The sequence below is a fragment of the Streptomyces sp. NPDC048507 genome, from assembly GCF_043199995.1.
Taxonomy (GTDB): Bacteria; Actinomycetota; Actinomycetes; order Streptomycetales; family Streptomycetaceae; genus Streptomyces.
In genome coordinates, this window is sequence record NZ_JBICWZ010000006.1 from 14,400 (window position 1) to 40,959 (window position 26,560).

Here is a 26,560-nt window from a genome sequence, read left to right on the forward strand (position 1 = left end):
CCGTCTCACCCTCCGGCTGGCGACCCGGAGCGCGGGGCGGTCGCCAGGTGGTCGCCGACGCGCTTGACCATCAGCGTCATCTCGTACGCGACCTGGCCGACGTCGGAGTCGGCGTCGGACAGGACGGCCAGGCAGCTGCCGTCGCCGGCCGCCATCACGAACAGGAACGCCTCGTCCAGTTCCACCACCGTCTGGCGGACCCGGCCCGACTCGAAGTGCCGGCCCACGCCCTTGGCCAGGCTGTGGAAGCCGGACGCCACCGCCGCCAGGTGCTCGCTGTCCTCGCGGGTCAGGTCCTTGGAGCTGCCGGTGGGCAGTCCGTCGCCGGAGAGGACCACCGCCTTGCGGATGCTGCCCACCTTGTCGACGAGCTCGTCGAGGAGCCAGTTGAGCGGGCCGGAGCCGCGGCCCCGGGTGTCGTTTCCGGTCTGCGGTGCGGTCATCGACCGTCCCCTTCGTTCTCGTGCGCGGGACCGTCGGCGGCGGGTGTGCCGGCCTCGGCCTCGGACTGCTGCTGTGCGTGTGCGTCACGGCCCGCCGTCCAGCCCCGCTGGAGCGCGGACATGCGCGCGCGCACGTCCTCCGCGTCGCGGTCGGTCATCGGCTGGGCGGGGGCCCGGTCCTCGGCGGGGGCCGGGGCGTTCTTCAACTGGGGGGCCAGGTTGGCCTGCCGGACCCGCCGGGGCAGCCCGCCGGGGGCCGCCGGGACGGTCCGCGGAGCGGCGCCCTCCGCCGGGGCGCTGCGGGGCTCGCCGCCGGGCGCGGGCCGGGGGTCCACCCGGCGGCCGTGCTCCGCGACCAGGGTCGGGGTGGTGCGCCGGCGGGGCAGCGGGACGGTCCCCCCGGTGCGGGGGGCGGCGTCCGGGCGGGCCGGGTCCGGCCGGGGGCGCTCGACGCGGACCGGGCCGGTGGGGGCCAGCGGGTCCCGGCCGCGGTCGCGCTCGCCGGTGCGGGTGTGGCCACGGCCGGGGTCGCCCTCGGCCGCGGCGCTCTGGGGCCGCTCCCAGTCGCGGTGGCGGTCGGCGCTGCGGTCGCCGATCCGGTCGCCCTTCCAGGCGCCGCGCTCGGGGTGCCGGTCCCCGTGCGGGCGGTCCGCGGCGCGCAGGCCCAGCAGGGCGTTGCGGGAGATGCCGCCGGGCGGGGTCTCGTCGTCGAGGGTGGCCATCGGCGGGCGGCCGCCGACCCCGGTGAGGCCGGGGATGCCGGGGGCGACGTCGTCGAGGCCCGCGGGGTCGTCCAGGCCCTCCAGCCCGTCCAGGCCGAGGGCCCCGGCCGGGGCCTCCAGCTCCACCGGCCCGTTCAGCACCCCCGGGGGCAGCGGGCGCGGCGGGGCCTGGCGGTCCACGGCCGCGTGCACCGGGCGGCCGGCGAGCTTGGCCGCGGGGGCGCCCTTGACGGCCTTGGCGCTCTGGGCTCCGACGAGCCCCGGGGCGCCCTTGGCACCCTTGATGCCGTCGAGGCGGATCCCGGCCCCGTTGGTGTCGGGGGCCTCGGTGAGCAGCTCGGCGGGGAGGAACACCACCGCGGTGGTGCCTCCGTAGGGGCTGTGCTGGAGGACGACCTTCACGGCGTGGCGGCGCGCGAGGCGGCTGACCACGAAGAGGCCGAGGCGGTCGGTGTCGGAGAGTTCGAATTCGGGGGTCTCGGCGAGGCGCAGGTTCGCGTCGAGGAGCGCCTCGGGGTTCATGCCGAGGCCGCGGTCGTGGATCTCCAGGGTGAAGCCGTTCGCGACGCGTTCGCCGTGGACCTGGACCGCGGTGTGCGGGGGCGAGAACACCGTGGCGTTCTCCAGGAGTTCGGCGATGAGGTGGGTGACGTCGGCGACGGCCGGTCCCTCGATGCCCAGGCGGGGCAGCCGGCGCACCTCGATGCGTTCGTAGTCCTCGACCTCGGCGACGGCGGCCCGTACGACGTCCATCAGCTGGACGGGCTTGCGCCACTGGCGGGAGGGCGCGGCGCCGGAGAGGATCACCAGGCCTTCGGCGTGGCGGCGCATGCGGGTGGTCATGTGGTCGAGGCGGAAGAGGTCGGCGAGCTCCTCGGTGTCCTCGGTGCGCCGTTCCATGGTGTCGAGCAGGGTCAGCTGGCGGTGCAGGAGCACCTGGTTGCGGCGGGCGAGGTTGACGAACACCTCGGAGACGCCGCGGCGCAGCTCGGCCTGCTTGACGGCGGCCTCGACGGCGGCGCGCTGGAGGCTGTTGAGGGCCAGGGCGACCTGGCCGACCTCGTCCTTCTCGAATTCGAGGCGGGGGGCCTCGGTCTCCACGTCGACGGTCTCGCCGGCGGCGAGGCGGCGCATCACGCCGGGCAGGCGGACGCCGGAGGCCTCGGTTGCGTCCTTGCGGAGCCGGGAGAGGTCGCGGATGAGGTCGCGGCCGATGCGGACGGACAGGACGAGGGAGACGACGAGGGCGATGAAGCCGAGGACGCCCGCGACGGCGGCCTGGACGAGGACGGTCATCGCGACGGGCTTGACGCGCTTTTGGTAGCGGTCCCCGGCGGCGGTGCCCATGGCGGCGAGGTCGTCGAGGACCTTGGCGGCGGTTTCGTCCCACTGGGCGGCCGTGACGCTGCGCGGGTTCTTGCCCGCGCCCGCCGCGATGAACCGTTCCTCCGCGTCGCGCAGCGCCTTGCTCTCCGGGCCCTTCCAGTACTGCTCGAAGATCTCGCGGTCGTCGGCCGGGAGGATCGCGAGGTTGAAGTCGTACAGCAGGACGCGGCCCGCGACGAGGTCGGACACGTGCCGCACGTCGGGGGCGGCGACGTTGCGGGCGGCGAGGGCGGCGGCGATGACCGCGTCCTCGCGCGAAAGGGTCTCGCGGGCGCGGGTGACGCCGACGAGGGCGCGGCCCTGCTTGTCCATCTCCACGTCCTCCAGGGCGTGGAGGTTGATCAGGAAGTCGTAGCAGGGGTCGACGAGCCGGCTGTAGAGCTCCAGGGCCTGACCCGGGTCGAGGGAGCCGCCGTCGACGGAGCGGCGCAGGGCGGTGATGCCGTGGAAGGCTTCGAGGATGGAGTCGAGGCGGGCCCGGGTCTGGGGGGTGATCTCGTCGACGACCTCGGGGTCCGCGGCGTTCGCGGTGATGCCGCGGACCACCGTGTCGGTGGCGGTGCGGCTCTTGGTGAGCTCGGCGGTCGCGGCGGCGGACCGGGGGTCGCCGATGACGACCAGGGTCTGGCGGCGTTCCTTCTGGATGACGCGGACGACGTCCTCGATCGGATAGCCGACCTTGTCGATGACGTACGCGACGTCGAGCAACTGGATCGCCTGCCGGCCGGTGATGACCGTGGAGAAGCCCCAGAGGGCGGTCAGGGAGACGAGCGGCACCAACAGCAACGCCACGATCTTCCGGCGGATGGACTTCCCGCGAAAGCGCATGGCCTCCCCAGCCTCCCCCAGCTCAACCCCCTTGCCGGGGGTCGGTGTTCCGTCATTTAAACGGCGTGAGCCTACTACTGCCGCGGAGCGGCTTCGAAGGCGTGTCCGGACGTTTTCGGCCGGGCCCCCGGACGAAGATCACCAGTTGTCCGATAGTTCCGGTCAAGTCCGGCCCGATATGTGGCAGATGACACTTGGTGGGGTGTGAGTACCGGCATTCGGATGGATGGCTGGAATTCTTCGTTCCGCGATCTTCGAACCGTCCGCGATGCGGGAATCTCCGCGGTGCCCCGCACGTCTGACAGGACGAGGACACGAGCGGGTACCGGCGGGCATGGGCGGGCCGCCCGGCGGGAAAGTGAGCGGACCATGAGGATGTACGAAGAGGACGGCGGGGCGGCCCGGGGCCTGTGGGTGGAGGAACCGGCCCGCCGGTACCGCATGCCCGACCCGGTGCGCGGCAGCGCGGTACGGGCGCTCCTGGTGGTGGCGGTGACCCTGACGGAGGCCACGGTCACCTTCTTCCTCGCGGTGACCGGCTCCTGGCTGGCCCTGCCGATGGTGCTCATCGGCATAGCCGGGACGGTGGTGGCCACCTGGGCGGTGCTGGACGTGTGGATCACCCGCCAGATGTGGCGCCAGCGCCACGGGGTCCTGTCCCAGCCCAGCAGCGCGGCGGGGGCCCGACGGCGCTGAGCCGCTCCTGACCGCCGCCGGGTGGCGGTCAGGAACGGCCGGCGGTCAGGAGCGGCGGAACATGCGGGTCGCCGTGATCTCGCCGTGGATCGTCTCGCCCTCCGGCGACGGCTGCGGCAGTCCCGGGCGCAGGTGCTCCTCGACGCTGATGTACTTCAGGCCCGCCCGCAGGTCGGCGTCGTTGCGCAGCCGGATGACCAGCGGGAACTCGGCCAGCGCCGTGGTGTCGAACAGGCCCGTCGTGTAGAGCAGCTGCACGCCGAGGGCGTCCGAGACGGCCCGCTGGAGCTCCAGCAGGTAGGTGGCGTTCGCGCGGCCGATCGGATTGTCCAGGAACAGCGTGCCCGCGTGCCGGTGCTTGTCGCGCCCCCGGTCGTTGCTGCGCAGCGCCGCCATGGTGCAGTACAGCGCGATGGCGGCGGTCAGCAGCTGTCCGCCGGAGAAGACGTCGCCCATCTGCCCGACCGGCACCCGTTCGGCGCGCAGCACCGCGTCCGGCTTCAGGATCTCGACGGCGATGCCCTTGGGCTCCAGCGCCGCCTGGACGCCGCGCAGCAGCAGGGACATGCCGTCGCGGCGGCCGCCCTCGCCGAAGGAGGCGGCGCTGTTCTTCTTGACGGCCGCGCGGGTCGCCTCGTCGATGACCTCGCCCAGCCGCTCGGTGAGGGTGGCCTGGTCGGGCTCCTCGAAGCGGATGCGCAGGAACTCCTGCCCCGACCACTCCCCCAGGCCTTCGGGCAGCTGCGACAGGCGCTGCGCGGACCGCAGGGTGGCCAGGGCCGATTCGACGAGTCCGCGCAGCCGGTCGACGATGCTGTCGCGGTTGCGCTCCAGCTGGGCGAGCTCGTCGGTGAGGACGCGCAGCCGGGGGGCGAACGCGGTGGCCCAGGCGGCGGCGTGCTCGGGCAGTGCCGAGGCGGGCAGTTCGCGGATCTGCTGGCGCGCGGGGGTGCGTACCTGTTCGTAGCGGGTCGCGTTGGCGTGCCGGACGAGGACGTCGCTCGCCTCCCGCAGCGCGGACTCGGCGGCCGAGAGGTCGGCCGCGCAGCCGCGCAGGGAGCGGCGGGCCTCGGTGGCGGACTGGCGGGCCTCCTCCAGGCTGCCCGGGTGCGCCACCGGCTCCTGCTCGGCGGTGTGGTCGGGGTGGGTGTGGTCGCGCAGCAGGTCCCGCAGGAGGGCGCCGGTCTCCTCGAAGCCGCCGGCGCCGTCCTCGGCGGTCCGGTGGGCGCGCAGCAGCTCGGCGTGGGCGGCCCGGGCCGACTCCACGGCGGCGGATTGCGCGGCCAGTTGGGCGGTGGCCGTGCGCAGCAGGCCCTGGGCCTGTTCGGCGTCGGCGGGGACCAGTTCGCCGGGGAGCTCGGTGTGGGCGTCGCCGTCGGCCGGGGCGTGCCGTTCGGCCTCGCCGCGCAGCCGGCCGAGCTGCTCGCTCGCGGTGGACGCCCGGGACTCCAGCATCTGTACGAGGGCCTCGGCGCGGGCGGCCGCGGCCTGCCGGGAGGGGCCGTCGGCCCCGTCGGTGCCTTCGAGGAGCTGGGCGGCGCGGGTGCGGACCTTGTTGGTGAGGCGGTCGAGTTCGGCGAGCGCGGCGCTCTCGTCGCTCTCGGCGCGGGCCTGTTCGGCGCGCAGGTCCGCGCCGACGCCGACCTTCTCGTAGAGCCGGGAGGCGGCGCGGTAGGCCTCGCGCAGGTCGGGGAGCGGGGCGCGCGGGGCGTCCTCGTCGGGGAGCTGGTCGGGGGCGCCGGCGATGTCGGCGCGTTCGGCGCGCAGGGCGCGGGCGGTGCGGCGGGCGTCGTCGGCGGCGCGCTGGGCGGCCCGGCGGTCCTCGTCGGCGGCCCGGGCCCGGTCCAGGCAGGCTTCGGCGCGGGCCTCGGACTCGGCGGCCTCGTCGGCGAGTTCACGGACCCTGGCCTGCCAGCCGGAGCGTTCGCGCAGCCGGTGGGCGAGGCCGGAGAGGAGGTCGGCGGCGCGGCGGGCCCGCTGGGCGGTGTCCTGACGTTCGTCGCGGACCCGGGTGGCGTCGGCGGAGGCCTCGTCGGCCTCGGCGCGGGCGGTACGGGCCTCCGCGAGTTCGGTGTCGGTCTCCTCGGCGAAGGAACGGGCCGCGGCGGCGTGCGCGGCGAGTTCGGTGAGCCGGCCGGGCGGGCAGCCGGTGCGCCAGGAGGCGAGCCGGGCGGCGAGTTCGCGGTCGCCGGAGAGCCGGGCGGCGAGTTCGCGGATCTCGGTGTCGCGGGCGGTGGCCCGGGCGCGCAGGGCCTGGCGCTCCTCGTCGGCGGCCTGCTCGTCGTGCATGGCCGGGTTCGGCGAGACGATGAAGACGCCGGAGGCGGCCGGATCGCCGTCCACGGGGGGTGCCGGGGCCAGCAGCGCGGCGGCGGTGCCGACGGCGACGGCGGAGCGGGGCAGCAGCGCCGCGGCGGAGAGCACCTCGCGGGCGCGCTGGTGGGCGCCGGGGTCGGTGATGACGACGCCGTCGACGAGTTCGGGGCGGGCGGCCAGCACGGCGGCGTGGTCGGCGGGGTCGACCGCCTGCGCGAGGTAGCGCCAGCCGGGCAGGGCCGGGATGCCGTGCTCGCCGAGGTGCTCGACGGTGGCCAGGACGTCGGGGCCGGGCGGCAGCAGTCCGCCGTCGCCGAGGGCGCCGAGGATGCGGGCGTCGTCGGCGGCGGCGGTGCGCAGCTCGAACAGCTGGCGTTCGGCGGAGCCGACGGTGTCGGCCAGCATCCGCAGCAGTTCGTCGGAGCCCCGGTCCAGGTCGGCGACGGTGAGGCCGGCGACCGCGACGGCGCCCGGGGCCGTGGAGCGGGCGGCGCCCGGCTGCCCGGCGACGGCGCCCGCGGCGGCGTCCGGGGAGGCGGCGCCCGCGTCGGCGGCCCGGGCGGGGGTGCCCGTGGCGGCCGCGCCCCCGCGCGGGCGCGGCAGGAAGGTGTCGGGGGCCGACGGGAGGCCCAGCAGCTCCGCCAGGCGGGGCGCGGCGGCCAGGGCGGCGGCCGCCCGCTCCTCGGCGTCGTGGGCGGCTTCGGCGGCGCTCGCGGCGTCGGCGGCCCGGGCGGCGGTGAGTTCGGCGCGGGATTCGGCGGCGGCGGCCGCGCGGGCGGCGTCGGCCGCGGCGCGGGCGGACTCGCGGGCCTCGTCCCAGGCGGCGACGGCGGCCTTCTCGGCGTCGCTGGCGGCCAGCGCGGCGCGGGCCGGGTCGGCGTCGGGCTCGGTGTCGTCGAGCCAGCCCGCCTTCACGGCCTCGGCGGTCTCCTGCTCGACCTCGGCGAGGCGGGCCCGCAGGTGTTCGGCCTCGCTGCGGGCGCGCTGGGCGGCGGTGGCGGCGGCCGTGGCGTCACGGTGGGCGCTCTCGCCGATGTCCTGGAGGCCCGCGGAACGCTCCTCCTCCTCGTTGGCGCGGCGTTCGCCCTGCTCGGCGGCGGTGTGCAGGGCCCGTACCAGCTCCCCGGCGGCCGTGGCGCGCGCGGCGAGGGCCGGGGCGGCGTCCCGCTCCGCCTCCAGGATCGCGGCGGCGACCCGGGCGGAGCCGTCGGCGGCGGCCCGGTGGCGCAGGACGGTCTCGGCGGCCTGCCAGGCGGAGTGCAGGGTGCGTGCTTCGAGGAGTTCGCGGCGCTGGGCGGCGGCGGCCTTGTCGGCGACGGCCAGGGCCAGCGAGGCGTGCCGGTAGGCGAGTTCGGCGGAGACGGCGGCGCTGCGGGTGCGCTGCGTCTCGGCGGCGGTGACCTCGTGGGCGGCGCCGGTGACGCGCTGGGCGAGGTCGGCGGCGCGGCCGCGTTCCGCGGCGGCGCGGGCGGACAGCCGCCGGGCCAGGGTGCGGGTGCGGCGTTCGGCACCCGCGTGGACGTCGCGCAGCCGGGAGCGGCTCCCGGCGGCCTCGACGATGCGGGTGAGCAGGTCCACGGAGCCGGCGGTGAAATCGCGTTCGGCCATCAGCTCGGCGCGGCGGCCCAGCTTGTTGCCGAAGCCGTGGACCAGGTCGGCGAGGCCGTCGGTGTCGCGGGTGTCGGTGACGGCGCGCAGCAGCAGGTCGGTGAAGTCGGAGTCCTTCTTGACCGCGAAGAGGCCCGCGGCCTCGCCCTCGTCGGCGTTCATCTCGCGCTGGTAGCGGAAGAGTTCGGGGTCGAGGCCGAGTTCGGTGAGGTGCTCGTTCCAGCGGTCGTGGATCTCCTCCCAGTACACCTCCAGGTGCGGGTAGGCCTTGCCGGCCTCGGTGAGCGCGTCGCGGAAGCCCTTCATGGTGCGGCGGCGGCCCTGGGCGCCGGAGGCGCCCTCGGCGGGCGGGCGCACGGACGTGGCCTCGGCGACGGGGAGGTTGTCCAGGCCCAGGCCCGGGCCGGGCCGGAAGGAGTACCAGGCCTCGGCGAACTTGCGGGGGTCGTTGGACACCTGGCGGCCGCGCCATTCGCTGACCTTGCCGACGACGACGCACTCGCCGGTCTGGGTGTGCTGCCACTCCAGGGCGACGTGGCCGCAGTCGTCGGCGAGCAGGAACTTGCGCAGCACGCCGGAGCTGGCGCCGCCGAGGGTGTTGCGGTGGCCCGGGAGCATCACCGAGAAGATCAGCTTCAGCAGGACGGACTTGCCGCCGCCGTTCTCCAGGAAGAGCACGCCCGCGGGCGCGGGACGCCGGGGCGGGCCGGTGGGCTCCTCCTCGAAGAACTCCGCCTGCGCGGGAGCCGGGTGGGGCACCGGCTCGCCGACTCCGCGCAGGTCGAGCACGGTGTCGGCGTAGCGTGCGCCGGCGGGCCCGATGGAGTAGAGGCGGATCCGGGACAGCTCGTACATGGCGGCGGGTTCTCGCGGTCTCTCGTGGTGCGTACGGGGATCGGTGCGCGGGGCGCGGCGCGGGGCGCGGGCCTCAGGCGTGGAAGGGCAGGCCGGCGTCGGCGGCGAGCTCCAGGTCGTCGCCCTCGGGCGGCGGCAGGAGGGTGGCGGTGCCGTCGCCGACGGGGACGACGCCCAGTTCCAGGAGTTCGGCCATGGCCGCGCTGCCCGCCATGTCGCGGACCTGGAGCTGGTAGCGGGGGGTGGTGCGGTAGGTGCCGCCGGAGTCGTCGCCGGTCCGCTGGAGGAAGCCGGATTCGGTGAGGAAGGCGGCGGCCTTGCCGACGATGCCGGTGGTGGAGCCGGCCAGGCGGCGGGCGTCCTTGGTGGCGCCGGTCGCGCTGCGGCGGGCGTAGACCCGCCAGGCGGCCTCCAGGCCGGGGGCGTCGGTGGCGGGGTCGGTGTTCTCGCCGAGCTGCTCGGCGCGCTCCTCCAGGCGGCGGCAGGTCTGGCGGACGAAGGCGTCGACGCCGTTGACGGTGACGCGTCCGATGTAGCCGTCGTCGGCGAGGTCCTCGGGGCGCGGGAAGGCGAGGGCGGCGACGGCGAGGTGGGCGAGGCCGTGCAGGAAGCGGTCGCCGCCGTCGGCGGCGGTGCGGCGGGCGTAGTCGCCCATGCGGACGGCGAAGACGGAGTCCTCGCCCGCGGCGACGGCCATTCCGGCGCGGGGGGACACCTCCAGCACGACGAGGCCCAGGCCGGTGGCGACGGCGTCGGCGAGCCTCCCGAAGGCGGTCTCCTCGCGGTAGCGGCGCAGCAGTTCGGCGTACTCCGCGTCGCGGGCGGGCAGCAGCTTGGGCTGGAGCCCGAAGGCGACGAGCCGGGCCGCGTCGGCGGCGTCGGCGGGCGTGAGGGACCCCGCGGGGGCGGGCGCGACGGGGGCCGAGGGCGCGTCGGGCTCGCTCCACGCGGGATGCTCGGCGTGGTGGTCGCTCACGGGTGGGTCTCCTCGGCGGTGCGGTGTACGTGGTCTGCGGGTGTCCGGCGACGGACCGCGCCGGGCGTCCCGGCCCGGACGGCCCGGAGGTCGCGGACGGGGGATGTGAAGCGGCCCGGTGGTGGAACGCCGGCCACGGCCGCGCCCGGAGCCCGGGCCGCGGGCGGGGCAACCGGCGCGGCGGCCCGGGCCGGGGCCGGGGCGAGGAGCCGGGCCGGGGCCGGGGGTGTCATGCCGCCTCCGAGCGGGCCGCCGCCATGCCGGCGGCGTCCAGCAGGGCGGTGCCGACGATGAGGTCCGCGCCGCCGAACTCCGGGTCGTCGAGCCGGGTGCCGTCGTCCACCGCGAACAGCATCCGCTCCTCGCCCTGGCGGTACGCCGTGCCCACGGCCGGGCTCGCCGCGTGCACGGCCAGCAGCGCCACCAGGTAGGGCAGTTCCGGGTCGGCCAGGCGGGCCTCGGCGAGCAGCCCGGACAGCCGGCGCGGGGCGTCGTGCGGGAGGTCGAGGAGGCGGTTCGCGGCGGCGAGCTGCTCCTCGCTGAAGCGGCTGTCGTCGGGGGTGGCGATCAGGTCGGGCTCCGGCATCTCCGCGCCCAGGTGCTCCCGCTCCACGGGCGGCGTCAGCAGGATCTCCACCAGGTCGGCGACCCGCACCGAGACGGGGGTGCGCAGGCCGGTGCCCGCCGCGAAGAAGGCGTCGGTGACCCGGACGGCCCGCTCCAGCGGCAGCGGCAGCACGGGGGCGACGAGCTGGCCGTAGAGGTCGATGCCGGAGCGCGGGGCGGGCGCGGCGAAGGCCTGCCGGTCCTGTTCGGCGCGGAAGAGCGGGCCGGCGTCCAGCAGCCGGGACTGCAGCTGGGTGTGGCGGCGGATGCAGTCCTTGACGATGTCGACGAGTTCGGCGGCGCGCCGCTTGTTGTCGGGGTCCTCCGCCTCGTCGCGGGCCTTGCGGATGTTGGTGAGGATGGCGTTCTCGTGCCGGTAGCGGTCGGCGACGTGCTCCAGGGCCTCGGCGATCATGTCCGGCACGGTCTCCAGCCAGTCCACCGCGCGGACGTTGCGCCGGGTCGCGTCGAGGGTGCGGCGCAGCGTCTCGGCGTACTGGACGGTGCGGTAGCGGGCCTGCTCGGCGGCGAGCTGGGCGTCCGCGAGGCGGCCGCGGCTGATCAGCACCTCCAGCTTGACCTCGGCGGCGATCTGCGCGCTGGTGACATCGGTGTCGAGGGCGCCGACCAGGACGTTGACGGCCTCGTCGGTGGTGCGCAGGTAGACGGCGCCGCCGTAGCCCGGGACCTCCTCGATCAGCTTGAAGTCGTAGTCGCGGCGCACGTACACGCCGTCCGGGCCGAAGGTGCCATAGATCGCGCGGAAGCCGCGGTCCACGCTGCCCACGTTGACCAGGTTCTCCAGCACCCAGCGCGCGACGCGCTCGTGCTCGGCGGCCGGGCGGTGCGGGGCCTGGGCGGCGACGCGCGGCAGCAGACGGGCCACCATCTGATCGTGGTCGGCGCCGGTGTCGAAGTCCATGTTGAGCGTGACGAGGTCGATCGCGGACAGCGCGACCTCGGCCATGGCGTAGACCCCGTACTCGCCGGCCAGGTTGGCCTTGCGTACGTCGAGGTCGTGCAGCGGGGCGGTGCAGGCGAGGGCGCGCAGCCGCCGGGCCAGGCCCTCGTCGGCGGCCGGGCCCGGCGCCGGGGACGGAAGGGTCTTCGCCGGGGCGGGGAGAGTCACGACGGAAAGACTAGGCGGTGACACGGACAACAACCCAAACGGCATGGTTCGGCCGGATCGTCCCCGCCGTCGTGCGGGCGCGGGGGCGGCCTGTTCTACGCTCGCCGCATGGCTTCCATGATCACACCTCCCGCGGCCGCGATCGACCTCAACGCCGACCTGGGCGAGGGCTTCGGGCGGTGGACGCTGACCGACGACGAGGCGCTGCTGTCGGTCGTCACGAGCGCCAACGTGGCCTGCGGCTTCCACGCGGGCGATCCGTCGGTCATGCGCCGCGTCTGCGAGCTGGCGGCCGCGCGCGGCGTACGGATCGGCGCGCAGGTGTCGTACCGCGACCTGGCCGGCTTCGGGCGGCGTGCCATGGACGTGCCGCCGGAGGAACTTGCGGACGAGACCGCCTACCAGATCGGGGCGCTGGAGGTGTTCGCGCGCGCCGCCGGATCCCGGGTGTCGTACGTGAAGCCGCACGGCGCCCTCTACAACCGCACGGTCCACGACGGCGCCCAGGCGGCCGCCGTCGTGGCCGGCGTCCGTCTCGCCGCCGGGCCGGCCGGGCTGCCGGTGCTCGGGCTGCCCGGGTCGCTGCTGCTCGCGGCCGCCGGGGAGGCCGGGCTGGAGGCCGTGCCGGAGGCCTTCGCCGACCGGGCCTACACGGCGGCCGGGACGCTGGTGCCGCGGCGCGAGCCGGGGGCCGTGATCCACGATCCGGACGCGGTGGTCGCCCGGGCGGTGGGGATGGCCTCGGGGGGCTCGGTGGAGGCCGCCGACGGGAGCCGGATCGCGGTGGCGGCCCGCTCGCTGTGCCTGCACGGGGACACCCCGGGCGCGGCGGAGCTGGCCCGCCGGGTGCGCGCGGGCCTCGGCGCGGCCGGGGTGCGGGTGGAGGCCTTCGCATGAGGACGCTGGTGGTGGGCGACGGGGCGCTGCTGGTGGAGGTGGACTCGGCGGACGAGGTGGCCGCGCTCCACGCCGAGCTGCTGCGCCGCCGGGACGCGGGCGAGCTGGGCGCCGTACGGGAGGTGGTGCCCGCCGCGCGGACGGTGCTGCTGGACGGGGTGGCCCGGCCGCGGGCGCTGGCGGCGCGGATCGCGGGCTGGTCGCTCGCGCCGCTCGCGCGGGACGAGGGACCGCTGGTCACCGTCCCGGTGCGGTACGACGGGCCGGACCTCGCGGAGGTGGCGGGGCGCTGGGGGGTCGGGCCGCGTGAGGTGCCCGGGCTGGTCGGGGGCATCGTCTTCCGGGTGGCCTTCTGCGGGTTCGCCCCCGGCTTCGGCTACCTGACCGGGCTGCCGGAGCGGCTGCGCCTGCCCCGCCGCGCCACGCCCCGTACGGCCGTCCCGGCGGGGTCGCTGGCGCTGGCCGGGGAGTACGCGGGGGTCTACCCGCGCTCCTCCCCCGGCGGCTGGCAGCTGATCGGCTCCACCGACACGGTGCTCTGGGACCCGGCGCGGGAGCCGGCGGCGCTGTTCGCGCCCGGGGTGCGGGTGCGGTTCACGGAGGCGGGGGCGTGAGCGGGCTGCTGGTGCTGCGGGCGGGCGCGCTGACCACCGTCCAGGACCTGGGGCGTCCCGGGTACGCGCACCTGGGCGTCCCCCGTTCGGGCGCCCTGGACACGGCCGCGCACGCCCTGGCCAACCGGCTGCTGGGCAACCCGGCCGGCGCGGCCACCCTGGAGACCACCTTCGACGGGGTCGCCCTGCGCGCCCTGACCGCGGTCACGGTGGCCGTCACCGGGGCGCCCTGCGCGGTACGGATCTGCGGGCGCCCGGCGGCCTGGGGTGCGCCGGTGCGGCTGCGGGCGGGGGCGGAGCTGGACGTGGGCCGGGCGGAGTCGGGGCTGCGCGGCTACGTCGCCGTGCGGGGCGGGTTCGCCGTCCCGCCGGTGCTGGGCAGCCGCGCGGCGGACCTGCTCTCGGGGCTCGGGCCGCCGCCCCTGGTGGCGGGCACGGTGCTGCCGGTGGGCCCGCCCGGCCCGGATCCGGTGTCCGGGGCGGACGTACCGGCGCTGCCGGGGGCCCCGGCGGAGCTGGTGCTGCCCCTGCGGACGGGGCCCCGGGCCGACTGGTTCACGCGGGACTCGCTGGCCCGGCTGCTGTCCGCGCGCTACCGGGTGGCGGCGGCTTCGAACCGGATCGGCCTGCGCACGGAGGCGGGGCCGCCGCTGGCCCGCTCCCGGCCGGGTGAACTGCCGAGCGAGGGGATGGTGCTGGGCGCGGTGCAGGTTCCCCCGGACGGCCTGCCGGTGGTGTTCCTGGCCGACCACCCGGTGACGGGCGGCTATCCGGTGGTCGGCGTGGTCCCGCCGGGCCCGGCCCTGGACGCGGCGGCCCAGGCCAGGCCCGGGCTGGGGGTGAGGTTCGTGGCGGCGGGGGCCGCGGGGTGAACCCCGCGGCCCGTGTTCCCCCGGACCTACACCGCCGACTCCGGGGTGATGCGGCTGCGGACCGCCGACTGGACGTCCTCTTCCTCCGCCGGGTCCGCCGCCAGCCGGCGCAGGCGCGGGGCGACGCGAGCGTCGGCCGTCTCGGCGTGGCGGGCCGCCACTTCGCGGGTGGTCTCCTCGCAGTCCCAGAGGCATTCGACGGCGAAGCCGGCCCCGAAGGCGGGGTCCGTGCCGGCCAGGGCGCGGGCGGCGCGGCCGCGCAGGTGCGAGGAGGCGGTTTCGCGGTAGATGTGGCGCAGCACCGGTGCCGCGCAGCCGATGGCGAGCCGGCCGGCGCCGTCGACGAGGGTGAAGAGCCGGACGGAGTCCGGGCCGGAGCCGCGGACGGTGGAGCGCAGGGCGCCGAGCACCAGGCCGGCGTCGTCGGCTCCGCCGCGGGCCGCGAGGAGGGCCGCGGCGGCCGCTCCGAGGGCGTCGGGGCGGTGCACCCACATCCGGGCCCGGTCCAGGGCGGCCGGGCCGCACATGCGCTCGTATGCGGCCACCGCGGGTTCGTCCGCGGCGGCTTCGATGAGGTCCAGGACGGCCGGGTTCTCCGGTTCGGCGAGGACCAGGTGGTGCAGGGCGGTGGCCCGGGCGGCCTCGCCGTCGGCTCCGGCGGCGGCCGCGAGGATCGCGGAGCGGTCCTCGGGCCCGGCCACGGCGGCGAGACAGCGCGCGGCGGGGACGTGCAGCGGGGTGCCGCGGCGCAGGCCGTCGGCGGCCCAGTCGAAGACGGCCTGGACGCCCCAGCCGGGCCGGGGGCCGCTGGGGGTCAGCTGGCGCTGCCAGCGGTCGAAGGAGCCCTGCTGGCGGGCGGCGCGCAGGCGCTCCCCGTAGCGCGGGGTCTCCTCCCACAGGCACCACGGCCGGGGCTCGTAGGCGTCGCGGACGGCGGCGGCCAGCCGCGCCCCGCCCTCGGCGGTGGCGGGGAAGCGGGCGAGAACGGGGTCGGCGAGGGAGCGCAGCCCCTCGTCGTCGTCGCGCAGGGCGAGTTCGTCCAGGGCCCAGGACCAGTTGGCGCCGGAGGCCGCGTAGCGGCGCAGCAGCATGAGCGCGTCGGCGCGGCCGTACGAGGCGAGGTGGCCGAGGACGGACAGGGCGAGCCCCGTCCGGTGCTCGTCCTCGTCGACGAGGTCGTCGGCGCCGAAGAGGTGCGCCTCGATCTCGCCGAGGGGGCCGTCGAGGTCCAGGTACAGCCTGGCGTAGTACAGGGAGCGGTTCTCCACCTGCCAGTCCTGGCGCGGGTCGCCGAGCACGCACTGGTCCAGGGCCGCGAGGGCCTCGGGCCGGGGCGCCGCGAGGGCGTGCAGCGTGCCGTCGCCGCGGCCGCGCTGGAGGAGCCCGAGCAGGGTACCGCTCGGCGCTATGACTGGTTCGAACATGGGAATGGCCTCAAATCAAGCTGGGGACGCAACCGGGAATCGGGATTCACAGGGCCGCGTAACAGCATGTGAGGACGTCCGCCGTCATGTTCCGCTCGATGTAGACCATTGCCTTCTCACTCTCGTCGGTGCTTCGCGCTGTGCCGGCCGGGGCGGCAGGGATGGGTGTGGACGCCCGTGGTGTCCAGCCCGCTCCTGCCCGTCCGTCATGTTCGCGAATCGAATCCGTCGCCATGATGACCCAGGCGGTTTGTGCGCCGCGACCACATTTAAGGCCGCCGTGACCAAGCCGTGAGGTCTCGGCCCGGTCCTGGCCGGGCGGGGCCCGGAAAAAAACGGACTACTTGGCTCCGAAGAGTTCCAGCAGGTCGGCCTTGGCGAACATGCGCGCCGTGTCCACGGCGGAGGGGGTTCCGGCGTTCGGGTCGGCCCCGCCGGCGAGCAGCGCGCGGATGACGGCCTCCTCGCCCTTGAAGACGGCTCCGGCGAGCGGGGTCTGGCCGCGGTCGTTGGCGCGGTCGGCCTCGGCGCCGCGCGCCAGCAGGGCGGTGACGGCGTCGGCGTGGCCGTGGTAGGCGGCGAGCATCACGAGGGTGTCGCCGCGGTCGTTGGTGAGGTTGGCGGGGACCCCGGCGTCGAGGTAGGCGGTCAGTGCCGCGGTCTCACCCTGACGGGCGAGGTCGAAGATCTTGGTGGCCAGCTCGATGACGTCCGCGTCGGGAGCGTCGGCCGCGTCGTCCTGGTGCTCGCTCATCGGTGGTGCCGCCTTTCACTCGCTGCTCGTATCGCTCGCCGCTTTCGGCAAGAGTTTCCCCAGGCCGGGCGGGCAGGGGGGTGCACGGCACTGCGTCCGTACGGGTGAATCGACAGGGTAGCGCCCGGCACCGGACATGACGGGCACGGACCGCGGCAAGGATGCCCCTCGCCCGGGTCCCCACACCCCGGGCGGCGGACGCGCCAGCCGGAGTGGGCCGGTCAAGTGAAAATCCAGCGGATTCACCCGTATGCACCTTTTGTCGCATTGATACTTCCTGTGAGCCTGGAAGTACTGATGGTGACCGTCCCCACCCACCAGGAGAACTGCTCATGGTCCTGTCCATTTCAGGTGTCGTCCTGCTCGGCATCATCTGCTTCCTCTTCTTCAAGAAGGACGGCATGAAGGCGACGCACGCGATCGTCTGCGCGCTCTTCGGCTTCTTCCTCGCCGGCTCCGCCATCGCCCCGAGCATCACGGCGAGTACGGCGAGCCTCGCGAGCCTGCTCGGCGGGATCAAGCTCTAGACCGCCCCGACCTCTCCGCCCCCGCCCCACCACAACTCCAGGAGACGACCGTGGCCCGGCGCCCACTCCCCCGAATCCTCAGCAGCGGCACCGCGTCGCTCGCACGGGGCCGCGACTTCGCTCGCACGGCCGCCGACAGCGCCACGGACGTCCTCCATCCGCTCCTCACCATCGGGCGCGGCCTGCGCGTCCTGGCCGCGGCCGGGCGGCGCCGGTGGGCGTCCACCCCCAAGGACAAGCGCGGTCCCGCGCTGTTCCTGGGAGCCGCCGTCGTCCTCGCGGTCGCCCTCCTCCCCTACGGCCCCCTCGGCGCCCTCCTCACCCTCATGGCGGCGGCGGCCTGGCAGGGGCGCGACCGCACCCCGGTGAAGACCGGGCCGAGCGACGCCGAGACCGAACGGCTGGGCTCCCTCTACGAGGCCCTCGTGCCGTACTTCTCCATCCCGGAGGACCCCAGTCCGCTCTTCGCGCACGGCGGCGGCTGGGACGAGGCCTTCAGCGACTACGCCTTCGACGCGGCGGGCCGCGTCACCCGGCTGCGGATCCGCTACCCGGCCTACTTCACCGACGGCGAGGCCGCCTCCCGGGCCCGGATCGAGGCCCTGCTGCACGCCAAGTCCGGACGCGGACGGGAGTACCGCTTCGACTGGGACGAGGAGGGCAACCACCTCGACCTGCGCGTGCTGGCGGCACTGCCCACCGGGATCGCCGCCCAGCCCTTCGTGACCTCGCCCGGCGAAACCGTCCTCGGCTTCACCGACCCCCAGGGCGTGCAGCGCACCCTGCCCGTGATCGAGGGCGACGAGCCCCGCGACGTGCCGCCGGTGATCTGGAGGACCGGCCCCCGCTCGGCCGAACCGCACCTGCTGGCCGTCGGCCAGCCCGGCGGCGGCACCTCCACCCTGCTGCGCTCCATCGCGCTCCAGGCCCTGCGCCACGGCGGCGACGTCATGATCGTCGAGGGCGGCGGCAGCGGCGAGTACGCCTGCCTGGCCGGCCGCGAGGGAGTCCTCGCCGTCGAGTGCGGCCCGACCGGAGCCCTGGCCACCCTCGAATGGGCCGCCCACGAGACGCAGCGCCGCCTGATCGCTACCCACCGGGCGCGCGAATCCGGCAGCCAGGCCCCCGAGGACTCCAGGCGGCCGCTGTGGATCCTGCTCGACCGGCCCAGCGTGCTGGCGCACCTCGCGGCCGCCGACGGCCGCCCCGACCCCCTGGCCCAGCTCCAGGTGCCGCTGCGGCACGGGCGCGCCGCGCACATCACGGTGGTGGTCGCCGAGCAGTTCGACCACCTGGAGCTGCTGCACGACGCCGTCTGGCAGCACACCCGGGCCCGGGTCGTCCTCGGACCGGCGGCGCCCCAGCAGATCACCGACGTCCTCGGGCTCCCCCCGCACACCACCCCGCCCGCGCAGCTGCCGCCGGGCCGCGGGTACGCCCGGCTCGGCACCGGGCCAGTGCACCGGCTCCAGGTCCCGGCCACCCCGGACCCGTACGACGACGGCACCCATCCCGGACACCGCCAGGCCGTGCTGGAGCTGCTCCCCGAGCGCCGGACCCCGGCCGGGGACGGCGGGCCGGGCGGCGCGACCGCGTCCGACCTGCTCCAGGCCCAGGGCCCCGCCGCCGACGCGCCGCAGGCACCCGGGGCCCCGGCGGAGGTCCCGGCGGAAGCCCCGTAGGACCGCCCCGCGAGCGCCCGTCGGGGTTCCTCCCCCGCGCTACGCCACGAACGTGCGCGGCGGCTCCGCCCCGCTGCCGCCGGCTCCGGTGCCCACCAGCCGGGCCGCCGCCGCGAGCCGGGCGGCGGCCTCCTCGGCCACCGGGCCGCCCACCGTGAACGGCAGCCGGACGTAGCCCTCGAAGGCGCCGTCCACCCCGAACCTGGGTCCCGAGGGGACCCGGACGCCGACCCGCTCCCCCACCTCCGCCAGCCGCGACCCCGACAGCCCGCCCGCGCGGGCCCACAGGGTGAGCCCGCCGCGCGGCACCTCGAACTCCCACTCCGGCAGCTCCCGGCGCACCGCCGCGACGAGCGCGTCCCGGTTGTCGCGGGCCTGCTCGCGGCGGATGCCGACGGCCTCCTCCCAGCCGCCGGTGCGCATCAGCCAGTTCACCGCGAGCTGCTCCAGCACCGGTGTGCCGAGGTCGGCGTAGGCCCGGGCGGCGACCAGGCTGCGGATCACGTCGGGGGCCGCGCGGACCCAGCCGATCCGCATCCCCGCCCAGAAGGCCTTGCTGGCGGAGCCGACGGTGACCACCGTGGAGCCGGCCGGGTCGAAGGAACAGACCGGGCGCGGCATGTCCAGGTCCGCCTCCAGCCGGAGCTCGGCCATCGTCTCGTCGGCGATCAGCACGGTCCCGGCGGAGCGGGCGGCCTCGACCATGGCGCGCCGCTGGTCCTCGGAGGCGAGGGCGCCGGTGGGGTTGTGGAAGTCGGCGACGACGTACGCGAGGCGGGGCGCGGCGTCGCGCAGCACCTGGCGCCAGACGTCCATGTCCCAGCCGCCGAGGCCGCCGGCCATCGCGACGGGCACCAGGCGGACCCCGGCGGCGCGCATGAGCTGGAGGATGTTGGCGTAGGAGGGCGATTCGACGGCGATCCGCTCGCCGCGGCCGGCGAAGAGACTGCAGATGGCGTCGATGGCGCCCATCGCGCCGGTGGTGACCATGATCTGCTCGGGCATGGTCGGGATGCCGCGTTCGGTGTAGCGGTCGGCGAGCATCCGGCGCAGCGCGGGCAGTCCGGCCGGGTAGTCCCCGTGGGTGTGCGCGTAGGGCGGGAGTTCCTCCAGCGCGCCCTGGACGGCCTTGGTGAGCCAGGGCTCGGGGGCCGGGAGGGCGGCGCAGCCGAGGTCGATCATGGAGCCGAGGGACTCGGGCGGCAGCGGTTCCAGGCCCCGGGCGGGCAGCGGGTTCCCGGCCGGTACGCAGGTCCAGCTGCCGGCGCCGCGGCGGGATTCCAGGAAGCCCTCGCCGCGCAGGGCCTCGTACGCGGCGGCGACGGTGGTACGGCTGAGGGAGAGCGCGACGGCCAGTTCCCGTTCGGCGGGCAGCCGGGCGGCCACGGGGACGCGGCCCTCCAGGACGAGCAGCCGGATGCCGTCGGCGAGGGTGCGGTAGGCGGGCGACTTGCGGGCTCCGGGCGCGCCGGGCCGGTCCTGCTGGGAAGTGATCAGACGGGCGAGCTGTGAGGCACCGACCGCTGAAGTCCACTGAGCCATGGCGTCCGGTCCACCTTCGTTCAATTGGCCTCGGCGGGCGGGGGCCGGGGCCGGTATTGGATTGCTTCCGCAGGTCCCAGGGTGTCACGTGGCGGTCCATTGGGGCCAGAGGCGGCTCCGGTCCGGCCGTCCGGGAGAACGGGCGTTCACCTTCCGGCCATGCGTGCGATCCCGCCCCGACGAGCACAGCGGGCATACTGCGGCCGTGACCCACGTACGCCTGCGCCACCCCTACCTCGACCACCCCGCGCCGATCCCCTTCGCCCACCGTGGCGGGGCGGCCGACGGGCTGGAGAACACCGCCGCCGCGTTCCGCCGGGCGGCCGCCGCCGGCTACCGGTACTTCGAGACCGACGTGCACGCGACGGCCGACGGGAAGCTGGTGGCCTTCCACGACGCGACGCTCGACCGGGTCACCGACGGCACCGGCCGGATCCGCGAGCAGTCCTGGAGCCGGGTCCGCGAGGTACGGGTGGCGGGGACCGAGCCGCTGGCGCTGTTCGAGGAGCTGCTGGAGGAGTTCCCCGGGGCGCGCTGGAACGTGGACGTCAAGGACGAGTCGGCCCTGCACCCGCTGGTGAACCTGATCGCGCGGGCCGGGGTCTGGGACCGGGTGTGCGTGGGCTCCTTCTCGGAGAGCCGGGTGGCCCGGGCGCAGAAGATCGCCGGCCCCCGGCTGGCGACCTCGTACGGGGTGCGCGGTGTGGTGGGGCTGCGGCTGCGGTCCTTCGCGATCCCGGCGGCCCTGCGGGTGGGCGCGGTGGCGGCGCAGGTTCCCGAGACCCAGGCCGGGATCCGGGTGGTCGACCGGCGCTTCGTGCGGACGGCGCACGAGCGGGGCCTCCAGGTGCACGTGTGGACCGTGAACGAACCGGAACGCATGGAGTCGCTGCTGGACCTGGGGGTCGATGGCATCATGACCGACCGGATCGACATCTTGCGCACGGTGCTGGACCGGCGCGGGGCCTGGGCCTGACGGGCCCGCGGGCCGCCGCGCCCGGTGCGGCGGGCGGCGCGTACGGGGACCAGCGAGGGGGCGCTCATGAGCGAGCGGACGGAAAACGAAGCGGAATCCGGGGCGGAGGACGGCAGAGCGGCCGCCGCGGAGCGCAAGCGGGAACAGCACGGCTGGTACTTCTACGACTTCGCCTGCTCCGTGTACTCGACGAGCGTGCTGACCGTGTTCCTCGGGCCCTACCTGACCTCGGTCGCCAAGGCCGCGGCGGACCCGCGGGGGTACGTCCACCCGCTGGGGATCCCGGTCAGGGCCGGGGCCTACTTCGCGTACTCGGTGTCGGCCTCGGTGATCGTGGCCGTGCTGATCATGCCGCTGGTGGGCGCGATGGCGGACCGGACGGGCCGCAAGAAGCCGCTGCTCGCGGCGGCCGCGTACACGGGGGCGGCGGCGACGGCCGGGATGCTGTTCCTGGACGGCGACCGCTACCTGCTGGGCGGGCTGCTGCTGGTGGTGGCCAACGCCTCGCTCTCGCTGTCGATGGTGCTCTACAACGCCTACCTGCCGCAGATCTCCACGCCGGACGAGCGGGACACCGTCTCCTCGCGCGGCTGGGCCTTCGGCTACACCTCGGGCGCCCTGGTGCTGGTGCTGAACCTGGTGCTGTTCCAGGGCCACGACTCCTTCGGCCTGTCCGAGGGCGCGGCGGTACGGATCTGCCTGGCGTCGGCGGGGCTGTGGTGGGGGGCGTTCGCGATCATCCCGCTGCGCCGGCTGCGCGACCGGGCGGTGGTGCGGGAGCCGGGCGCGGGCCCGGCGGTCAGCGGCTGGAAGCAGCTGGTGGCGACGCTGAAGGACATGCGGCGCTACCCGCTGACGCTGTCGTTCCTGCTGGCGTACCTGATCTACAACGACGGCGTGCAGACGGTGATCTCCCAGGCCTCGGTGTACGGGTCGCAGGAGCTGGAGCTGGAACAGTCGACCCTGATCGTGGCGGTGCTGCTGGTCCAGGTGCTGGCGGTGGCCGGGGCGCTGGGAATGGGCCGGCTGGCCCTCGCGTACGGGGCGAAGCGCACGATCCTCGGCTCACTGGCGGCGTGGGCGCTGACGCTGGCGGCCGGCTACTTCCTGCCGGCCAGGACCCCGGTGTGGTTCTTCGCGCTGGCCGCGATGATCGGACTGGTGCTGGGCGGCAGCCAGGCGCTGTCGCGCTCGCTGTTCTCGCACCTCGTCCCGGCGGGCAAGGAGGCGGAGTACTTCTCGGCGTACGAGATGAGCGACCGCGGGCTGAGCTGGGTGGGACCGCTGGTCTTCGGACTGACGTACCAGCTGACGGGCAGCTACCGGGACGCGATCATCTCGTTGGTGGTCTTCTTCGCACTGGGATTCGTGCTCCTCGCGCGAGTGCCGGTGCGGCGCGCGGTGGAGGCGGCGGGGAATCCTGTTCCCCTACGCGTCTGAGCGCGCTCCGGGGCCGGACCGGGCCTGGACGGACCCGGGACGGACCCGGACTCACGAACGAATTCCGAACGGATTTCGACGTTGAAGCGAAGGGCCGGTAGTGTACGCCTTTGGCCTGCCAGGCGGACCGTTACTGCGCGCTCAAGAAGAGTAGACGTTGGGTGACATCTGCTGCCAGATGTGACAAAACGGGCACTGGTGGGTACAACAAGGGGCGGCACGACGGGCGACGCACGACCCGGAGCGGGAATCTATACCGCCGACCGGACGTTGACCGGATGACGACGACAGCGACACCTGTCCTGTGGGCGACAAGCCCGGGAGGCACGATTCATGAGTGAGCGAGCTCTCCGCGGTACGCGGCTCGTGGTTACCAGCTACGAGACGGACCGCGGCATCGATCTGGCCCCGCGCCAGGCGGTGGAGTACGCATGCCAGAACGGACATCGATTTGAGATGCCGTTCTCGGTTGAGGCAGAAATTCCGCCGGAGTGGGAGTGCAAGGCGTGCGGCGCCATGGCACTCCTGGTGGACGGGGACGGGCCCGAAGAGAAGAAGGGCAAGCCTGCGCGAACGCACTGGGACATGCTCATGGAGCGACGCACCCGCGAGGAGCTCGAGGAGGTGCTGGCCGAAAGGCTGGCCGTCCTGCGCTCCGGCGCCATGAACATCGCCGTGCATCCGCGCGACAGCCGCAAGTCCGCCTAGCCGGGGACTGAGCACGCAACAAGCCGAGGGGCCCCGCCACACCAGTGGCGGGGCCCCTCGGCTCTCGTGCGTGGTACCTGGCCGCGGCCGCTCGGCCGCCGGACGCGGCCGGCGTCAGGGGGTCAGCGGCGGGCGGTAGCTGGTGTCCGGGCCGCCGGCGGGCCGGTCCTCCCGGACGACCTCGCCCGGGACGACCTTGCCGTCGGGGTAGTGGATGCGGGCCTGGGTGAAGGCGTCGCCGAAGCCGCCGGGGGCGGCCGCGGCGATCCGCCGCTCCAGGCCGCGCTCGGCCCGGCGCGCCACGAACGCGCGTACGGGCGGGAGCAGCAGGAGCAGGCCCGCGACGTCCGAGAGCAGCCCGGGCATGATCAGCAGCAGGCCGGCCAGCATCATCATGCCGTTGCCCGAGCCCTTGGAGGGCTGCGGGGCCGCCGGCACCTCGCCGGCCATCGCCTGGGCCTGGGCCTGGGCCTGCTGGAACGTACGGGTGAGGTTCTGGAAGGCCCGCCGGCCGGCCCGCTTGATGACCACCACGCCCAGCACCATGGCGCCCGCCAGCAGCAGGGCGACGGTCAGGCCGCCGGCCGCTCCGGCGACCAGGCCGAGGAGCCAGATCTCCAGGATAAGCCAGGCGGCCACCGCCAGGGGAACGTAGGTACGGGCGGGCGAGCGCCGCCGGGGGGCCGAAGGAGTGCCGGTCCCCAAGGATCCAGTGCCGGTCGTCATACCACCCATTGTGCCGGGCCCGGGTTAAAAGCGGCCTCAGCCGGAGGTACCGGACACCCCCTAGGGGTCCGCGGGTCAGGCGGGGCGCTTGCGGCCGGTCAGCTTGGCCGCGCGCTCCTTCAGGCCCCACTGGGTGACCCGCCACAGGGCCTCGACCACGATGTCCTTGCTCATCTTGCTGTCGCCGAGCTCGCGCTCCACGAAGGTGATGGGGACCTCGACCACGTGGAAGCCCTTGCGGACCGCCCGGCGCGCCAGGTCGACCTGGAAGCAGTATCCGGCCGAGGCGACCTCGCCGAGGCCGAGCCCCTCCAGCGTCTCGCGGCGGAAGGCGCGGTAGCCGCCCGTCACGTCGCGGATCGGTACGTCCAGCATCAGGCGGGAGTACGTGGATCCGCCCCGGGAGAGGAACTCCCGGCTCTTGGGCCAGTTCACCACCCGGCCGCCGGGCACCCAGCGGGAGCCGAGCACGAGGTCGGCGCCGCCCAGGGCGGTGAGCAGGCGGGGCAGTTCCTCGGGCTGGTGGGAGCCGTCGGCGTCCATCTCGACGATGACGCCGTAGCCGTGTTCCAGGCCCCAGGCGAAGCCCGCGAGGTAGGCGGCGCCGAGCCCTTCCTTGCCCTTGCGGTGCAGGACGTGGACGTGGTCGTCGGCGGCGGCCAGCTCGTCGGCGAGCTTGCCGGTGCCGTCGGGGCTGTTGTCGTCGGCGACCAGGATGTGCGCCTGCGGCACGGCGGCCCGCACCCGGCCGGTGATCAGGCCGATGTTCTCGGCCTCGTTGTACGTCGGAATGATCACCAGGGTGGTGCCGAGCGGCCCGTAGGTCCGCTGTCCGCCGTCGCTCACTGGGTCCCCTTGCGTGTTTCTCGTCCGACCGGCCTCGACCGACCCGTCACAGCAGGACGATTTTAGAACAGCGATCGGGGCCGGCGGTCCTTCGGGCCGGACCGGCTCCCGCTGGCTGCGGGCCGCCGTGACCGTTGTCTACTGGAGCGCCGGGCCCCGACCCGGGGCCACCCTCCCCCGAGCTCCTGCGGAGCAGGGGGGACCCCCGTCCCGGCGAAACCTTCCCTCGCCCCCGAGGCGCGGGTGCGCTGAGCGGACGGGTCCCACCGGCACGGACGTCCTGTGATGGACCCGGCGAACCTATCCGGGTCGGGCCGCCCGTACCGAACCGAGGCAGGGCGGATCACCCCTGTGGCCGTACGAATGCCTCCCGGCCGCCGACGACCGTCGCCAGGCACACCGGCAGCTCCCGGCCGGGGCTCAGATCGGGCAGCCCGGGGGTGCCCGAGCGGGGGTCGGTGGACCAGCGGGCGACGCGGTCGTCGGGGGCCTGCACGACCAGTTCGCCGGTCTGCCAGACCGCGTAGTCGGCGGGGGCGCCCGGCACCAGGGTGCCCGCGTCGTCGCGCCCCAGGGCCCGCCAGCCGCCCCGGGTGTGGGCCGCGAAGGCGGCCCGTACGGAGATCCGGTGCCCAGGGGTGCGGTGGAAGGCGGCCGCGCGGACGGTGCCCCACGGGTCGAGCGGGGTGACGGGGGCGTCGGAGCCGAAGGCCAGCGGGACGCCCGCCTTGAGCATCGCCGCGTACGGGTTGAGGGTGCGGGCGCGCTCGGCGCCGAGCCGGTCCGCGTACATGCCGTCGTCCCCGCCCCAGGCGGCGTCGAAGGCCGGCTGCACGGAGGCGGTCAGGCCCAGCTCGGCGAAGGCGGCGATGGTGGCCGGGGTCATCATCTCGGCGTGCTCGACGCGGTGCCGGGCGGCCCGGACCCGCTCCAGCCCGACCTGCCCGGCGGCGGCCCGCACTCCCTCGACCACGGCCGCGACGGCCGCGTCCCCGATGGCGTGGAACCCGGCCTGCAGCCCGGCCGCGGTGCAGGCGGCCACGTGGTCGGCGACGGCGCGCGCGTCCAGGTACGCGGTGCCGGTGTGGGCGGCGTCGGCGTACGGGGCGTGCAGGCAGGCGGTGTGCGAGCCGAGCGCGCCGTCCACGAAGAGGTCGCCCGCCGCGCCGACGGCGCCCAGTTCCTTCGCCCGGGCGAGGTCCCGGTCGGCCCAGTAGCCGAAGACCCGGGGCCCGGGGCGCCGCCCGGCCAGCTCCAGCAGGGCCGTGAAGTCCTCCGCCGAGGAGATGTCGGGGCCGCCGCACTCGTGGAGCGAGCCGATGCCGAGGGAGGCGGCCCGGTCGAGGGCGGCCCGCTGGGCCTCCTCGCGCTGGGCGGGGGTGACGGCGGCCAGCGCGGCCCGCCGTACGGCGTGGTGGTCGTCCCGGGTCAGCGGCTCGTCCCCGTGCGGGTGCACGCCGGGTACGAGGTCCAGCAGGGCGGTGGTGACGACGGCCGAGTGCACGTCGATCCGGCTCAGGTACAGGGGACGGCCGCCGGCGGCCCGGTCGAGCTCCGCCCGGTGCGGGGCCCGCCGCTCGGGCCAGCGGGCGGCGTCCCAGCCGTGCCCGAGGAGCACCCGGTCGTCGGGCCGGCGCCGGGCGTGGGCCCGTACGAGCTCCAGCGCCTCGGGGAGCGAGCGGGCGCCGGTCAGGTCGAGGCCGGTGAGGGCGAGCCCGGTGGAGGTGGTGTGGACGTGGGCGTCGGTGAAGGCGGGCGTGACGAGGGCCCCGCCGAGGTCGACGACTTCGTCCACGCCCCGCGCGAAGGCGTCGGCGGCCCCCTCGGATCCCACCCAGGCGACGTGCCCGCGCTCGACGACCATCGCGGTGGCGAAGGGATCGGCGGGGCTGTGCACCTCGCCTCCGCGCAGCAGGACGGTACGGGCGGGCGCGGGGGCGGTGCGGTCGGTCATGGGGACCAGTCTCGCCCCTGCGCCGCCCGGCCC

At 75.6% G+C, this 26,560-nt stretch carries 20 protein-coding genes; 9 read left to right on the forward strand and 11 right to left on the reverse strand.

What is annotated here, in order from left to right:
- Window positions 1–5 precede the first annotated feature (5 nt).
- The gene (locus ACGFXC_RS18010) at window positions 6–443 is read right to left on the reverse strand and encodes a roadblock/LC7 domain-containing protein (RefSeq protein ID WP_393713845.1); all 438 of its coding nucleotides are present in this window, start codon (window positions 441–443) and stop codon (window positions 6–8) included.
- Window positions 440–3,379: a nitrate- and nitrite sensing domain-containing protein gene (locus ACGFXC_RS18015; protein WP_393713847.1), complete on the reverse strand. Its 2,940-nt coding sequence runs from the start codon at window positions 3,377–3,379 to the stop codon at window positions 440–442. The genes ACGFXC_RS18010 and ACGFXC_RS18015 overlap by 4 nt, the downstream gene beginning before the upstream one ends.
- A 369-nt stretch (window positions 3,380–3,748) precedes the next feature.
- On the opposite strand from ACGFXC_RS18015, the gene ACGFXC_RS18020 reads away from it, so the two are divergent.
- Complete coding sequence (locus tag ACGFXC_RS18020) at window positions 3,749–4,075, forward strand: hypothetical protein (protein WP_393713849.1); 327 nt, start codon at window positions 3,749–3,751, stop codon at window positions 4,073–4,075.
- A 45-nt stretch (window positions 4,076–4,120) separates the two neighbouring features.
- Here the strand turns inward: ACGFXC_RS18020 and ACGFXC_RS18025 are convergent, their stop codons facing one another.
- From ACGFXC_RS18025 to ACGFXC_RS18035, 3 genes are all read right to left on the reverse strand, one after another.
- Complete coding sequence (locus ACGFXC_RS18025) at window positions 4,121–8,854, reverse strand: hypothetical protein (RefSeq protein ID WP_393713851.1); 4,734 nt, start codon at window positions 8,852–8,854, stop codon at window positions 4,121–4,123.
- Between the two features lie 73 nt (window positions 8,855–8,927).
- The gene (locus ACGFXC_RS18030) at window positions 8,928–9,830 is read right to left on the reverse strand and encodes a hypothetical protein (protein WP_393713853.1); all 903 of its coding nucleotides are present in this window, start codon (window positions 9,828–9,830) and stop codon (window positions 8,928–8,930) included.
- A 229-nt stretch (window positions 9,831–10,059) separates the two neighbouring features.
- Window positions 10,060–11,610: a hypothetical protein gene (locus ACGFXC_RS18035; RefSeq protein WP_393713855.1), complete on the reverse strand. Its 1,551-nt coding sequence runs from the start codon at window positions 11,608–11,610 to the stop codon at window positions 10,060–10,062.
- A 63-nt stretch (window positions 11,611–11,673) separates the two neighbouring features.
- Between ACGFXC_RS18035 and ACGFXC_RS18040 the strand changes: the two genes are divergently transcribed.
- From ACGFXC_RS18040 to ACGFXC_RS18050, 3 genes are read left to right on the forward strand one after another with little or no spacing between them, the layout of a single operon-like run.
- Window positions 11,674–12,462 (forward strand): LamB/YcsF family protein, encoded by a 789-nt coding sequence (locus tag ACGFXC_RS18040; protein WP_393713856.1) that lies wholly within the window; start codon window positions 11,674–11,676, stop codon window positions 12,460–12,462.
- Entirely contained in the window at window positions 12,459–13,076 is a 618-nt protein-coding gene (locus ACGFXC_RS18045) for an allophanate hydrolase subunit 1 (protein WP_393713858.1), read from the forward strand. Before ACGFXC_RS18040 ends, ACGFXC_RS18045 begins: the two co-directional genes overlap by 4 nt.
- Before the next feature lie 5 nt (window positions 13,077–13,081).
- A complete protein-coding gene (locus tag ACGFXC_RS18050; RefSeq protein ID WP_393714571.1) occupies window positions 13,082–13,948 on the forward strand; it encodes a biotin-dependent carboxyltransferase family protein in 867 nt (288 codons plus the stop codon).
- A gap of 26 nt (window positions 13,949–13,974) precedes the next feature.
- Here ACGFXC_RS18050 and ACGFXC_RS18055 read toward each other — a convergent pair whose 3' ends face one another.
- Window positions 13,975–15,372 carry a HEAT repeat domain-containing protein gene (locus ACGFXC_RS18055; protein ID WP_393713859.1) on the reverse strand — a complete coding sequence of 466 codons (1,398 nt, stop codon included), beginning with the start codon at window positions 15,370–15,372 and terminating at the stop codon, window positions 13,975–13,977.
- A 340-nt stretch (window positions 15,373–15,712) separates the two neighbouring features.
- Window positions 15,713–16,126 (reverse strand): ankyrin repeat domain-containing protein, encoded by a 414-nt coding sequence (locus ACGFXC_RS18060; RefSeq protein WP_393713861.1) that lies wholly within the window; start codon window positions 16,124–16,126, stop codon window positions 15,713–15,715.
- Window positions 16,127–16,458: 332 nt separating this feature from the next.
- Between ACGFXC_RS18060 and ACGFXC_RS18065 the strand changes: the two genes are divergently transcribed.
- Entirely contained in the window at window positions 16,459–16,653 is a 195-nt protein-coding gene (locus ACGFXC_RS18065; RefSeq protein WP_385003971.1) for a hypothetical protein, read from the forward strand.
- Window positions 16,654–16,703: 50 nt separating this feature from the next.
- Window positions 16,704–18,335: a hypothetical protein gene (locus ACGFXC_RS18070; protein ID WP_393713862.1), complete on the forward strand. Its 1,632-nt coding sequence runs from the start codon at window positions 16,704–16,706 to the stop codon at window positions 18,333–18,335.
- A gap of 39 nt (window positions 18,336–18,374) precedes the next feature.
- Here the strand turns inward: ACGFXC_RS18070 and ACGFXC_RS18075 are convergent, their stop codons facing one another.
- Window positions 18,375–19,877: a PLP-dependent aminotransferase family protein gene (locus ACGFXC_RS18075; RefSeq protein WP_393713864.1), complete on the reverse strand. Its 1,503-nt coding sequence runs from the start codon at window positions 19,875–19,877 to the stop codon at window positions 18,375–18,377.
- Window positions 19,878–20,082: 205 nt separating this feature from the next.
- Here ACGFXC_RS18075 and ACGFXC_RS18080 point away from each other — a divergent pair, with 205 nt between their 5' ends.
- The 3 genes from ACGFXC_RS18080 to ACGFXC_RS18090 all read left to right on the forward strand — a co-directional run bounded on the left by ACGFXC_RS18080 (window position 20,083) and on the right by ACGFXC_RS18090 (window position 23,001).
- Window positions 20,083–20,853, forward strand: coding sequence for a glycerophosphodiester phosphodiesterase family protein (locus ACGFXC_RS18080; protein WP_393713865.1), 771 nt, complete (start codon window positions 20,083–20,085; stop codon window positions 20,851–20,853).
- A gap of 66 nt (window positions 20,854–20,919) precedes the next feature.
- Window positions 20,920–22,293, forward strand: a complete 1,374-nt coding sequence (locus tag ACGFXC_RS18085) for an MFS transporter (RefSeq protein ID WP_393713867.1) — start codon at window positions 20,920–20,922, stop codon at window positions 22,291–22,293.
- Between the two features lie 333 nt (window positions 22,294–22,626).
- Complete coding sequence (locus tag ACGFXC_RS18090; protein ID WP_007262928.1) at window positions 22,627–23,001, forward strand: RNA polymerase-binding protein RbpA; 375 nt, start codon at window positions 22,627–22,629, stop codon at window positions 22,999–23,001.
- A gap of 114 nt (window positions 23,002–23,115) precedes the next feature.
- Here ACGFXC_RS18090 and fxsA read toward each other — a convergent pair whose 3' ends face one another.
- The 3 genes from fxsA to ACGFXC_RS18105 form a co-directional block, all read right to left on the reverse strand.
- On the reverse strand, window positions 23,116–23,727 hold the full coding sequence (fxsA, locus tag ACGFXC_RS18095) for an FxsA family membrane protein (protein ID WP_393713869.1): 612 nt from the start codon (window positions 23,725–23,727) through the stop codon (window positions 23,116–23,118).
- A gap of 75 nt (window positions 23,728–23,802) precedes the next feature.
- On the reverse strand, window positions 23,803–24,573 hold the full coding sequence (locus ACGFXC_RS18100; protein WP_393713871.1) for a polyprenol monophosphomannose synthase: 771 nt from the start codon (window positions 24,571–24,573) through the stop codon (window positions 23,803–23,805).
- A gap of 343 nt (window positions 24,574–24,916) precedes the next feature.
- Window positions 24,917–26,527 (reverse strand): amidohydrolase, encoded by a 1,611-nt coding sequence (locus ACGFXC_RS18105; RefSeq protein ID WP_393713873.1) that lies wholly within the window; start codon window positions 26,525–26,527, stop codon window positions 24,917–24,919.
- Between the last annotated feature and the right edge of the window lie 33 nt (window positions 26,528–26,560).